Source organism: Jannaschia marina (assembly GCF_013404595.1).
GTDB lineage: Bacteria > Pseudomonadota > Alphaproteobacteria > Rhodobacterales > Rhodobacteraceae > Jannaschia > Jannaschia marina.
In genome coordinates this window covers 73,622-87,933 of the sequence record NZ_JABVAX010000011.1, presented here as the reverse complement: position 1 = coordinate 87,933, position 14,312 = coordinate 73,622, and the positions used below count along the sequence as shown (strand labels likewise).

The 14,312-nt window shown below is 70.2% G+C and carries 3 protein-coding genes and 1 tRNA gene; 3 read left to right on the top strand and 1 reads right to left on the bottom strand.

Annotation, left to right across the window (positions count from 1 at the left end; translation table 11 throughout):
- Window positions 1-547 precede the first annotated feature (547 nt).
- Window positions 548-621, top strand: a tRNA-Arg gene (locus HSX43_RS15570).
- Window positions 622-2,073: 1,452 nt separating this feature from the next.
- On the opposite strand, the gene HSX43_RS15565 is transcribed toward HSX43_RS15570, so the two are convergent.
- Complete coding sequence (locus HSX43_RS15565; RefSeq protein ID WP_179381058.1) at window positions 2,074-2,331, bottom strand: PAAR domain-containing protein; 258 nt, start codon at window positions 2,329-2,331, stop codon at window positions 2,074-2,076.
- Between the two features lie 132 nt (window positions 2,332-2,463).
- On the opposite strand from HSX43_RS15565, the gene HSX43_RS15560 reads away from it, so the two are divergent.
- Together HSX43_RS15560 and HSX43_RS15555 are read left to right on the top strand one after the other, a co-directional pair.
- Window positions 2,464-4,527: a type VI secretion system Vgr family protein gene (locus HSX43_RS15560; RefSeq protein ID WP_179381057.1), complete on the top strand. Its 2,064-nt coding sequence runs from the start codon at window positions 2,464-2,466 to the stop codon at window positions 4,525-4,527.
- Between the two features lie 161 nt (window positions 4,528-4,688).
- Window positions 4,689-14,249 carry a hypothetical protein gene (locus HSX43_RS15555; protein ID WP_179381056.1) on the top strand — a complete coding sequence of 3,187 codons (9,561 nt, stop codon included), beginning with the start codon at window positions 4,689-4,691 and terminating at the stop codon, window positions 14,247-14,249.
- Window positions 14,250-14,312: the final 63 nt, after the last annotated feature.

Sequence of the window (14,312 nt, the reverse complement as noted above, 5' to 3'; positions counted from 1 at the left end):
CGACGGACAACCACCGGACGTGGTCTACCGCGCCGGCACGACGATCATGCAACCCGACCAGGAGGCCCAGAGAGTAGCTTAGAAAACGCCAGATCCTGTCCAAGGATCGGGGAGCACCTCAATATTCTTTCACATGCCACGCATCGCTGATCTGCAACGTATCGGGTCTTGCTCCCGCACCTGACGCAAGGCTTGCCGTCGAACGTCCTATCCCCTCTTGCTCGCGCATCAGATCGTGCCCGATCGGGCGATGGCATCGCAGGCACGTCGCCTCGACGGACAGCCGTTCGGAAGGACTGACGCCGCAGACCAAACTCGGCTTCGACTTTGAAGCCGATCTCAGTGTCGGTGTAGCCTTCTGCGACCAGTTCATCAACGCGGGCAACAAGATCAGGCCAGTACGGACGGTCAGTCAGTTTCTGGCTCATCCATCATACCTCAGGTTGGGCCAGCCAGCGCATTTCATGTGCGGAAGCAATGTCATAACTCGGTTATGCCCGATTGTGCCAACCTCGCCAATCGTTTAAACGTCGGGGCGCGCGCCGCAGGCCCCTTAGCTCAACTGGATAGAGCAGTCGACTTCTAATCGACAGGTTGAGGGTTCGAGTCCTTCAGGGGCCGCGCTGTGCGCCAATTGCATCGCAATTGCATAGTGACAAAAACGGCGACTGAAATTGCTTGGTTTTCAAGCGGTTGGGGACGTAGAACAGCGACCTTCTAAGCGGACGGCCGAGGGTTCGAATCCTTCAGGGGCCGCCATGCATGCCAATTATTCATCATATTTCAGTTTATTAGCTGAATTTTGACGAACTTTTCACTGCGGTTCGTCAAGTTTGTTCCCGATATCTTCGCCATTCCGGCGTCGGCCGCGATCCTGCGATTCAGGTCGCGGAGGTAGGGTTCCACCTCTGCGACCGTCTTGTGGCCGGTTACTGCGATGATCTCCGGGCCGGTCGCACCGGCATGGCCGATCCGGACCGTGACCGCCTTGCGGAGCCCGTGCGGGGTACAGTCGGGGAGGTCCGCCGCATCGCATCACTTCCGCATGTCGTTCCCCAGCCCCTGCCTTGACTGCTTGCGTCTCGAGGAACGTCTCCTGGCCCGCAGGGACCGTTGCGAGCATCTCTGCAAGGATCGTGTGGACCGGAATACTGATCGGAACGCCCGTGCTGGAGTTCCCCCAGGTTTCGTGAACACCCTTTGACTGCATTTGGAAGGTGTTCAGATGCCACGAACAAGGAACCCGTACCCGGCGGCTTTCCGGGAGTAGATCGTCGAGTTGCATAGAGCAGGACGGAGTGTCGAGGACCTCGCGCGAGGGTTCGAGCCGTGTGTTGCGACGATCCACACTTGTATAAGGCAGGCGGATCGTAACGACGGCAAACGTGCCGATATTCCTAGCACAGAAGAACGGGACGAACTGCGCCGACTTCGTCTTGAGAACAAGCAACTGCAGCAGAAGCGCGACCTTCTCTCACAGGGTCGCTCATTGAACGTGCCATTGGTTCGAGCCCAATGGACGACGCCCGGTTCGCGCAGAACGACATGACCGGTCCGAGGTCTTCGAGAGCTAGTATACCCCCGGCTGCCGTCACCCGGCTCTGGGCTACCTCTCGCCCATCGACGACGAAAGGAGCGCGCTCGAAACGCTTGAGTTCTCCAGCCATAAGTGTCCACAAAACCGGAAGAATCCCAGTCCGATCTCACAGCGCTATCGGGTCAATGCCCCGGCGGACATCCGCACCCCCGACGGATCATCCAGCCCGCCGTCGTGACCAGAACCGAAAACTCTCGGCCCATGCGCTCCACAGAAAGGGCGCGGAGCACCGCGCAACGAACTCCACCTCAATTCGAGACAGAGAAAGAGAAACGGACCTCAGGTCACTTCGAGCCATTTCGATCATCGGTTGAGGTGCGGATGACGGGTCGATGTCCCCGATCTCCTCGGTTCAATCTCGGCGACGGGTCGATTACAAATACGCCCTGCGCTTCAAAATCGTCTCTCGCGGGGTTCGTGCGAAGCGCGTAGACAGGAGGGTTCGACCTCCTGGCCGCCCTCGCCCCGCCCCGGCGTCAGGGCAGCGTCTTGGCCTGAGGCGAGCCCTCGACGATGGTGCCGCCGTGGTCAGTGATCGACCCGAGGTAGGCGATCGGCTTGCCGTCGCAGGTCGCCATGGAGGAGCCGAGCGTGATCGTCGCGCCGCAGGCCGTCTTGTCGCCGACGCGGGCCACCGGGCGACCGTCGATCTTGCCCGATCCGCCGCTGACGATGGCGTTCGGGCCACAGCGCGGGCAGACGTGCTTGTCTCCGAGACGGGCGACGGGAAGCATGGGCGGTCTCCTTGAGCATGGCGAAAGCCTGCCACCACTATGCGCGGCCCCTGCCCTGCCCCGCAACCGCCCTTTTCGCCGCCGCCGGAAGGAGCTAGCCTGTCCCCGGGTCCGACCGAACGGAGACGTCAGATGAACGCCATCTTTACCCAGGACACGCGGCTTGGCCGGCTGAAGACCGCGCTCGGCGAGAACGTGCTGGTCATCCTGCGCTTCGACGGGACGGACCATATGAACGGCCTTTTCGACTATCGCGTCGAGGCGCTCTCGACCGAGCAGGACCTCGATTTCGACCAGCTCGTGGGCACCCATGCCACGGTGGAGATCGACAGCCTCGCGCAGGGCACGCAGCGCTTCGACGGGATCGTCACGCAGGCGCAATGGGCGGGCGTGGGCGAGAACGGCAACCGCTACAACCTCGAACTGCGGCCCTGGATCTGGCTTGCCGGGCTGCGCCGCAACCAGCGCATCTTCCACGACAAGACCGTGGTCGAGATCGTCGAGGAGGTCATCGAGGAGTATGCCGACCTGGGCGATCCGCATTTCAAGACGCTTCTGTCGGAGCAATATCCGAAGCTCGAATACACGGTGCAGTACCGCGAAAGCGACCTCGCCTTCGTCACGCGCCTGCTGGAGCGGTTCGGCATCAACTACCACTTCACCCACGGTGACGGCAGCCATACCATGGTGCTGACAGACGGGATCGACGCGCACGAGGCCGTGCCGGGCGGGAGCCGCGACTACAAGCCGGTGAACGCCAACCACCAGGCCGAGGAGGAGCACTTCTGGGAGTGGCACCCGGAGCGCAACCTCACCACGGGCGCCATTCGCCTGACGGATTACAACTTCAAGACGCCGACCGCCGCGATGGAGGCCGATTCGCTGGGCGATGCGGCCTATGCGCAGGGCAAGATCGAGAGCTTCGACTATCCCGGCGACTACCTGACCCTCGGGCAGGGCAAGGCCGTCTCCGCGCTGCGCACCCTGCAGGAGCGGGGCGGCGACCGGCGGCACCGGGCGCAGGGCAATTGCGCGACGCTCCGATCGGGCCTCACCGTGGGCCTGACGGGCGACCATGTGCCGGGCGTGAAGGGGCAGGACTACCTCTGCCTGCGCGCGGTGCATTCCTACGTCTCCGACAGCTACGGCTCGGGCGACACGAAGTCCGACCGCCACGCCTTCTCGGGCGAATACACGCTGATGCCGGTGGAGGCCCCCATGGTGCCCGACCGGACCACGCCGCTCCCCATCGTGCAGGGGCCGCAAACCGCCGTCGTCGTGGGCGAGGGCGAGATCGACTGCGACCGCTACGGCCGCATCCTCGTGCAGTTCCACTGGGATCTGCCGGGGGCCTATTCCATGCGCTGCCGGGTGAGCCAGAACTGGGCCGGCAAGGGCTGGGGCGGCATGGTCATCCCGCGGATCGGCATGGAGGTGGTCGTCGAATTCCTCGAGGGCGACCCGGACAAGCCGCTGGTGACGGGCTGTGTCTACAACGGCCGGCAGGATCCGCCCTATCCGCTGCCCGCGGCGAAGACCAAGAGCGTCTTCAAGACCGACACGCACAAGGGCTCGGGCTTCAACGAGCTGACCTTCGAGGACGAGAAGGAGCAGGAGCTGATCTTCATGCACGGGCAGAAGGATCAGCAGATCGAGATCCTCAACGACCGCAACAAGTCCATCGGGCGCGACCAGTCGGAGACGGTCGGCCAGGACAAGTCGATCTCCGTCGGGCGCGACCATACCGAGAGCGTCGGCCAGGACGCGCGGCACACCGTCGGGCGCGACGTGATCTATCAGGTCGGGCAGAACCAGCAGGAGAAATACGGCAAGGACCACGTCCATGTCGTCGGCAACATCCACAAGCAGGACATCTTCGCCGACCACCTCGTCAAGATCGGTCGCAACCACGAGGAGACGGTGCTTGGCCGGTCGGTGCTGAACGTGACCGAATCGATCATGAACAACACCAAGCTGCACACGCTCATGGCCTATCAGAAGATGGTCGTGAAAGGGCCGGGCGGGAAGATCACGATCGACGCCTCGGGCATCACGCTCGAAGCCGCGCAGATCCGTCTCAAGGGCAATGTCTCCATGGGCGGCGGCGGCTCGGCGCAGGTGCCGACGTTGCAGGGCGCGGCCAATGCGGCGCTGCCTCTGGTGGAGGAATGCGTCACCCAGAAGGACGACGCCTGACGCGCGGAGTTGACTGCAGTCAACGTCCGCCCGCCGGGCAGGGCGCGGCACTGTCGCCCTGAGGGCACATTTGTCCCCATGCACGGCCGGATTGCCTTGCCCCCGCGGCGGGAAGGCGGTCAAGTCGCGGTATCCCTGCATTTATTCATTCAGAGATTGCCATGATTCCCGCTGCCCCGCGCCCCCGAACCATCGGTATCCGTCAACGCAGCCTCGTCGGGGGCTGCCGCCTCGGGCGCGCGACGGAACTCGTCTTCGTGATGGCCACGGGGCTCGTGCTGACCGGCGTGCCTGGCACCGCGCTCGCGCAGACCCTGCGGTGGGACGCGGGCAACACCGGCGATGGCGGCGCGAATGTCACCGGCGGCGACGGCAACTGGAACGGCAGCTTCTTCAATAACAACTGGAACGAGGACGGGGGCAGCAACCGCGACTTCGTGGAAGGCCGCGACATCGACTTCGGCGCGGCGGCCGGGGATGCCGACTACACCGTCCGGATCAACAGCGGGCTGTTCGATTTCGACGTCCTCGAGATGACCGTCGACACCGGCGACAACGCCACTGTCCGGATCCAGAACGGCGGCGGGTCGACCACCTTCATCACGGCCGAGAGCCTGATCGTCACCGACGGCTCCACGCTGTCGCTGGGCACCGACATCGTCGTGAACAACGCGACCACGATCGACGGCCGTCTTGAGAACGACGGCGAGTTCACCGCGACCGGCCTGCTGACCATCGGCACGACCGGCACCTCGACCAACACCGGCACCATCGACGGCGACGTGCAAGTCGACGGACGCATCGTGCAGGAGGGCACGATCACCGGCAATCTGGTCAACAACGGCTTCGCCAACCTCTCGGGCGACGTGGACGGCACGGTGACCAGCAACGACCGCACGGTCATCACCGGCGACATGGAGATCGGTGGCGCGATCACCAACAACGACGAATTCATCGTCACCCGCAACGACACGCTGACCGCGGCGAACGGCATCGCCACCTCGGCGACGGGGACGACCACCATCGAGGGCGAGCTCGTGGGCGACGTCACCGGTGTCGCCAACAGCTCCATCGTGCTCGACGACGGCACCGTGACCGGCGGGATCGACACCGACGGCGACCTGACGCTCGAAGGGACGGTGACGCAGGACGTGGTGGCCGACGGCGAGACCACCGTGGTCGGCACCACGAACGTCGGCGGCACCGTCGAGAACGGCGGCGACCTGACCGTCGACGCCACGTTGGCCACGGGCGGCGGGGTCGAGAACGCCGCGGCGGGCGAGATCACGGTCAACACCGGCGGACAGATCGACGGCGCGGTGACGAACGACGGCCTCGTCACCCTGGCCGGGGGCGGCACCGGCGCGCTGCAGAACAACGGCGGCGGGACGGTCGACGTCACCGGGTCCGCGACGCAGACGGGCACGCTGACGAACGACGGCCAGTTGACCGTCGCCAACGGCGGCGACCTCGGGTTCAGCACGGGGCGCGTCGAGGGCTCGGGCGACACGGACGTTCGGGCGGGCGGCCAGATCTCGGGCGATGTCGCCACGAGCGGCGACGTCACCGTGCGCAACGGCGGCCGGATCACCGGCACCGTGACCACCGACGCGGGCGGCGCGGGCGGCGTGACCGTCTCGGGCCGGGTCGGCGCGCTGACCGTCGCGGGCGCCGACGCGCTCGTCACCAGCAGCGGCCAGGTCGACGGCACCGCCACGGTCACCGGTGGCGAGCTGACGGTCAACCTGGGTCAGCTCGGTGCCCTCGACGTCGCGGGCGGCGGGGCGGCCGATATCAACCGCGCCACGATCACGGGCGACGTCGAAAGCGCCGGAACGACCCGGATCTCGGGGACGGTCGGCGGAGAGATCCTCCAGACCGGCGGCGCGCTGACCGTGGACAACGACCTCGACGTCACCGGCGGCGCGCGCACCACCGGCGGCACCTTCACCGTGACCTCGGCCGGTACGCTGACCGGTACGCTGACCGCCGGTTCGGGCGGCACGGCGCAGGTCACCGGCACGGTCGACGGCGCGCTCGTCACCGAAAGCGGGGGGCAGGCCAACGTCACCGGGCAGGTGGACGGCACGCTGACCGTCGGCGGCAACACGACGCTCGACGGCACGGCCACCGCGGGCGCGGGCGACGACATCGTCACCGGCACCTCCACGGTGACCGAGACGGGCACCCTGACGGTGACGTCGAGCGCGTCGCTCGGCGGGCAGCTGACCAACGCGGGCGAGGTGGTCGTCGATGGCGGCGCCACCCTCGACCTCGGCGGCGAGACGCTGGCCAACACCGGGACGGTCACGCTCTCGGGCGCGCTCGGCGGGACGGTCGCGGGCACCGGCGGCGTCACCATGACGGGTGGGGGCGCGCAGGTGTCGGGCAGCGTGTCGGTCGGGGCCGATTCGACCCTGCGCAACCAGATCGGCGGCAACCTGACGGTCACCGGCGGCGACACGACGACGAGCGCCGCGCTCGCCGTCACCGGGGATATCGCGGCCAACGGCGGCACGCTGACCCTCGGCAATGCGACCACGGCGGCGAACACGACGGTCGGGGCCGGCGGTGCGCTGGTGGTGGGGGCGACGCTGAATTCCGGCGTGACCTCCGAGGGCGCGCTCACGCTCGACACCGGCGGACGGATCACCGGCGCGGTCACGACCACCGGCACGGCCACGCTGGCCGGCGGGCAACTCGACAGCACCCTCGCCATCGACGGCGGCACGACCACCGTGACGGGCGACGTACGGGCGATCGGCGCGGTGACGGGCGACGGCGGGCTCGTCGTGGCCGACGGGGCGACGCTGACCGCGGTGCGGGGCGTCACCAACGGCGGCACGCTGGGCCTCTCGGGCACGATCGACGGCACGCTCGACGCCGAGGGCGCGACGACGGTGACCGGGGCGAACGCCCGCGTCACCGAGCAGATCACCAACACCGGCACCTTCACCGTCGACGGCACGCTGACGGCGGACGTCGAGATGGTGAACGACACCGGCGGCACGCTCGACCTGAACGGCAACCTGACGGGCGACGTCCTGAGCCGCGGCACGGCGACGCTCGGCGGCGGCACGGTGACGGGGCGCGTGCGCACCATCGCCAACGGTGCCACCACGGTCGACGGCGATCTGACGGTCACCGGCGGGATGACGACGACGGGGGCCAATTCGTCGCTGACGGTCGGCGCGGGGCACGTGCTGACGGCGACGGTCGAGGCGGGCGCGGCTGGCGTGGCGACGATCGACGGTCAGGTCACGGGACAGGTGAACGCCAACGCGCGCGGCACCGTCAACGTGACCGACAGCGGCGCGGTCGACGGCGCGATCGACGTGGCTGCGGGCGGCACGCTCGACCTCGACGGCGCGACGCTCGCCACCACCGGCACGGGCAACGTGACGAACGCGGGGACGACCGACCTTGCCGGCGCCGTGGCCGGCAGCCTGACGAACAGCGGCGATCTCGACATCGACGGCGACGCCTCTGTCGCGAACGACCTCGTCTCGGCGGGTGCGGGCGCGACCGTGACGGTGGAGGGCGGCAACACGCTGACCGCGACGCTGCGCAACAACGCGGGCAGCACGCTCGACCTCGACGGCAACGTCGTGGGCCGCGTCATCAACCAGAGCACGGCGACGCTCGGCGGCGGTCGTGTCACGGGCACCGTCGAAACGACGGGCGGCGGCACGACGACGGTGGACGCCGACCTCGAGGTGCTGGCGGCGGACGACAGCATCGCGCTTGTCAGCACGGACGGCGCGGGCTCGACGCTGACGGTCGCGACGGGCGCGAACCTCACCGGCCTCGTGCGGGCGCGCGACGACGCGGCGGTCACGGTCGAGGGCACGGTCACGGGCGTCGCCGAGGCGATCGACGGCGGCAGCCTCGACGTGGACGGCACCGTAGCCGGCGGCCTCAACGTGGCGACCGGCGGCACGCTCGACTTCGACGGCACCGTCACCGGCGCGACCCTGCCGGACGGCAGCACCGCCGTCGGCTCCATCGGCGTGGGCACCGGCGGCACGGCGACGCTCGCGGGCGACGTCACCGGCGATATCACCGTCAGCGATGGCGGCAGCGCGACGACCGACGGCGACCTCACGGTCAGCGGACAGGTGCTCAACGCGGGCGAGAGCGGCGGTACGGCCTCGCGCTTCACGGTCGCGGCTGGCACGACGCTCACGGGCACGGCGGTGAACGACGCCGACGGTGAAATGACGGTGCGCGGCACGGTCGACGGCGAGGTCGCCAACCTGACCGGCGGCACGCTCACCTTCTCGGGCACGCTCCTCGGCACGGACGGACGCAGCGGCGATCTTCGGACCTCGGGCGCGGCCACGGTCTCGGGCGATGTCGCGGGCGAGGTTCTCGTCTTCGGGGGCGGGCAACTCAGCTTCGGCGGCGACCTGACGGCGGCGGGCGGCGTCACGGTGCGGGGCGAGGCGGGCGACGGCACGGCGAGCCGCGCTGTGCTGACCGCGGCGCGCACGCTTACCGGCGACCTGACCGTGGGCGAGGACGGCCGCGCGGTCGTCGACGGGCGCGTCATCGGCGACCTGAGCGTCGCGGGCACGGCCACGCTCGACGGCACGGGCGTCGCGGGCAATTCGGTCAGCGGCGCGATCGAGGTGGAGAACGGCGGCGACCTGACCGTCGACGGCAGCGCGACGGCCTCGGGCGACGTGACGAACGCGGGCGCGCTGACCGTCGCGGCGGGGCAGACCTTCACCGTCGGCCCGGACGCCATCGACAACAGCGGCACGCTCGCGGTCGACGGCACGCTCGACGGGTCCGTCGGCGGGGCAGGGGGCGTCGCCATGGCGGCGGCCGGCTCCTCGATCAGCGGCGACGTGCGCGTCGGCGCGGATTCGACCTTCGCCAACACGATCGGCGGCGACCTGACCGTCGCGGGCGGGGCGTCGGCGACGATCGGCGACCTGGCGATCGGGGGCATCCTGCGGGCGAACGGCGGCACGCTGACGCTCGGGAACGCGACCTCCGCCGCGGCGGCACGGGTCGGCACGGGCGGAACGCTCGAAGTCGGCGCGGCGCTCGACAGCGGGGTGACGAACGCGGGCCAGCTCACGCTGCAGGCCGGGGGCGAGACCGGCGCGATCGACAACACCGGCACGCTCAGCGTGACCGGCGCGGCGACGGTGAACGGCGCGGTCGACGGATCGGGCGACGTGGATGTCGCGGCTGCGGGCGACCTGACGGCGGCGGGCGGCGTCACGAGCGGCGGCGACCTGACGAACGCCGGCGTGATCCGCGGCGACGTGACGGGCGCGGCCGGCGGCAGCGTCGACCTGACGGGCCGCATCCTGGGCGATCTCGCCACGGGCGGCACATCGCGCCTCGGCGGCGCGGGCGCGGAGGTGACGGGCACGATCACCAACACCGGGACCATGATGCTCGACGACGACCTGACGGCGGGCGGCGGCCTCGACAACGACGGCGCGCTGACGCTGGCGGGCACGCTGACCGGCACGCTCGACACCGGCGGCTCGACCCGGGTGACGGGCGCGGCCGAGGTCACCGGCGCGGTGACGAACGACGGCACGCTGACCGTCGCCACGGGCGGCACGCTGACGGCGGGCGCGGGCGTGACGACGGCCGACGGCGGCACGACGACGGTGGCCGGGCGGCTCGAAGGCGACCTGAGCGGGGCCGCGGGCAGCACGCTCGACCTCGACGGTGGCGCGGTCACGGGCGACGTCTCGGCCGACGGCACGCTGACGCTCGACGGGTCGGTGGGTGGCACGCTCACCGCCGGGGGGCAGAGCACGGTGGACGGCGCGAGCCGGGTCACGGGCCTGGTGACGAACAGCGGCGACATGGACGTCGACGCGACGCTGACGGCGGATGCGGGCTTGACGAATGCGGGCACGCTCACGGTGAACGACGGCGGACAGGTCGCCGGGGCGGTCACCAACACCGGCACGGTCGCGCTGGCCGGGGGCGGCACCGGCGCGCTCGACAACGCGGCGGATGGCGCGGTGACGGTCACCGGCGCGGCGACGCAGACGGGCACGCTCTCGAACGCGGGCGAGGTCACGGTCGCGGACGGCGGCACGCTGACCTTCGGGTCGGGCCAGCTGGAGAACACGGGCACGGCGACGGTCGCCGCGGGCGGCATGGTCGCGGGCGACGTGGAGAGCGAGGGCACGCTGACGCTGGCCGACGGCGGCCGCATCACCGGCGCGGTCGGCGTGAGCGACGGCAGCGCCGCGCTCGACGGGCGGCTGGGCAGCCTTTCGGTCACCGGAGGCGCGGCGGCGCTCGGCGCGACGGGCCGGGTCGACGGCACGGCCGAGATCACGGGCGGCGCGCTGGCCGTGGCGGGCGGACGCCTCGGGGCCATCGAAGTGGGTGCCGGCGGGCGGCTCGACCTCGACGGCGACGCGCAGGTCACGGGCGATGTGACCAACGCCGGGCTGATCGACGGCTCGACCGACGGCGACGATATCGACCTGAGCGTCGGCGGCACCTTCGAGAACAACGGCACGGTCACCAACACCGGCACCACGGGCACGCTCGTCGTGACGGCGGGGGCGATCGAACTCGGCGCGTCGTCGGACGTTTCGGGTAACGTCGTGCTGCGCGGGGCGATCAACAACGGCGGGCAGCTGCGCTTCGACCGCGACACGACCCTCGAGGGCGACCTGACGACCGAGAGCGGCAGTTCGACGACGGTGAACGCCGACGTCGACGCCGACGGCAACGACGTGACGAACGGCGGGGCCTTCACCGTGACCTCGGGCAACGCGCTCACGAACGTCGACACCTTCACCAACGACGGCACGGTCACGGTGCAGACGGCGGCGCAGATCGGGGCGGACAGCTTCTCGAACGGCGCGGGCGCGACCGTCACCAACGCGGGCACGCTGACCGCCTCGGTCGAGAACCTCGACGGCGGCACGATCGAGACGACCGGCACGATCGACGGCGCGGTCGACAACGCGGGCGTGATGACCGCGTCGGGCACGATCACGGGCGCGGTCACGAACACCGGTTCGGGCGACCTGACGGTGGACGGCGCGCTGACCTCGGGCGACGTGACCTCGGCGGGCGACGTGACGGTGACGGCGGACGGCGTGCTGACGGCCGATGCGGTGGCGGTGACGGGCGGCACGCTGACGAACGCGGGCACCGTCGACGCCGCGCTCACCGCCGAGGCGGGGACCACGGTGACGAGCACCGGGACGCTGGGGCAGGGGGCGGAGCTCGGCGGGCTGTCGTCCCTCGCGGGGAATGTGACCGGCGACCTGACGAATACGGGCACCGGGCAGATGACGCTTTCGGGCGACCTCGACGTGACGGGCGCGGTCGCGAACGACGGCACGCTGAGCGCGGCGGCGGGCAATGGCCTGACGGCCGGCGGCGGGCTCGACAACGCGGGCGACGCGACGCTGGGTGGCGGGCTCGACGGGGATCTGCGCAACACGGGCACGGCGACCGTCGGCGGCGGCACGCTCGACGGTGCGATCACCAACGACGCGGGCACGACCACGCTCGCGGGCGACATGACGGTCACCGGCGACGTCGCGGTGAACGGCGGGACGGTGGCCTCGGACGACGCGGTTTCGGTCGATCAGGGCGTCACCGTCGGCGCGGGCGGCACGCTCGACGTGGCCGACGCGACCATCGCCGGCACCATGACCGTGGCCGCGGGCGGCACCGTCGAGGCGGGCGACCTGACGGCGGGCGCGATCGCCAACGCGGGCCGGATCACCGCCACCGGCACGCTCGGCGCGACGGCCGCGCCGGGCGGCACCTCCGCGGTGCCCGGTCCTGCCTCGACGCCGCCGGGGACCATCTCCAACAGCGGGACGATCGCGGCGGCCGCGGTCGCGGCCGACGTGGCGAACCTCGCCGGGGCGACGCTCGACGTGACGGGCGACCTCGACGGGGCGCTCGACAACGCGGGCACCGCGCGTATCGGCGGCACGGTGATCGGCGACGTGGACAACACCGCCACGCTCTCGCTCACCGGGGGGGTCAACGGCGACCTGGCCAACGCGGCGGGCGCGGCGCTGACGCTGGCGGACGGGGCCGAGATCACCGGCACGTTCACCAATGCCGCCGACCTGACCGTGGGTGCGGGCACGACGCTCGGCGCGGGCCTCCTGCGGCAGACGGAGGGCACGCTCGACCTCGACGGTACGCTCGACGGCGACGCGACGATCACCGACGCCGCGCTGGCCGCGCTCGGCGCGGGTGGCAACGTGACCGGGCGGCTGCGCGTCGACGGGCGGCTCGACAGCGTCGACGGTGCGGAGATCGATGGGGCCCTCGCCGGGAGCGGGACGGTCTCGATGGCCGACGGCACGGTGGGCGACACGACGACCGTGGGCAGTCTCTCCGGCGACGCGATGACGCTGTCCTTCGACCTCGACCTGACGCAGGCCGTGGCCCCGGGCGGCGTGCGCGCCGACAGCATCGTCTCGATGGGCGACGTGTCCGGCTCGTTCCAGCTGTCCTTCGATCTGCAGAACGCCGGCGGCGCGCTCTCGGCGGATGCCGACAACATCCTGCTGATCGACGGCGCGGCGGGCAGCGACTTCGACGCGGTGCTGGCGGTGGGCACGCTGCTGCCGAACACGGCACGCACGGTCTTCACGCTCGATCAGGACACGGCCTCGGGCGATCTGCGCCTCGTGGGTCAGATCAACCCGGCGATCGGCGCGCTGGCGGGGAACATCTCGCTGACGCAGTCGCTCATCGGCTCGCTTGTGAACCGGCCGACGAGCCCCTTCATCGTCGGCCTCGCCGCCGAGCAGGAGCGGACCTGCGGCACCGGCCTCTGGTCGCGCGCCTCGGGCGGGACGGCCGATGCCGACGGGCGGACCGACGACGGCACCAACAGCCTGCGCAGCGCGGTCGACGCGACCTACCAGGGCCTGCAGATCGGCGGGGACTTCGCCTGTTTCAACGGGGCCTTCGGGGGCATCGACCTCCTCGCGGTGGGGGCCATCGCCGGGATCAACACCGGTTCCACCGAGCAGCCGGTGTTCCAGCTCGATCCGCTGGGCGGGGGGCTGAGTACGGTGGTCGACTCGATCACCGAGTCGGACTTCGACCAGAAATACGTCGGCCTCTACGTGACCGGATCGCGCGGGCCGCTCGTGGGCGACCTGCAGCTGCGGGCGGAGACGACGGAGTTCACCTTCAACAACCGCGGCGTCTCGGGCCTGGCGCTCGGGCTGACGGATGCGAAGCTCGACACCGATGCGCTCACCTTCTCGGGCTCGCTGAGCCGGTCGTTCCAGATCGGCGACCGGGGCTGGTCGGTCGTGCCGACGGCGGGTTTCTCGGTCACGCGGACCGATGGCAGCGTGCTGACCTTCGACGACGGCTCGACGCTGACGCTCGACGACCACACGTCGACGCTGGGCTTCGTCGGGGCCACGGTCTCGCGGACGCAGGTGGCGCAATCGGGCAAGTGGGCGGCCAACTACTTCGCCACCGGCACCTACTACGCCGACTTCTCCGACGAGCTGACCTCCACCTTCCAGGACGCAACCGACGAGACCTTCGTGCGGGACCTGTCGTCGACCTCGCTGGGCGACTACGGCGAGGTGAGCCTGGGCGTGAACTACGTGCGCATCCTCGACGGAACCCGGGGCCGCCAGTTCAGCGCCTCGACCCGTGTCGACGCGCGCCGGTCGGGGGGGCTCACGAGCTATGGCATCACCGCGCAGGCGCGCTGGCAGTGGTAGGGCGACGGGCGGTGTGCGGGGGCGGTTGAACCCGGCTCCCGGACACCGCAACATGGGGCCGAC

Coding starts and splice junctions, on each gene's coding strand:
- HSX43_RS15565 (WP_179381058.1), bottom strand. CDS start 2,331: ATGCTTCCCGTCGCCCGTCTCGGAGACAAGCACGTCTGCCCGCGCTGT.
- HSX43_RS15560 (WP_179381057.1), top strand. CDS start 2,464: ATGAACGCCATCTTTACCCAGGACACGCGGCTTGGCCGGCTGAAGACC.
- HSX43_RS15555 (WP_179381056.1), top strand. CDS start 4,689: ATGATTCCCGCTGCCCCGCGCCCCCGAACCATCGGTATCCGTCAACGC.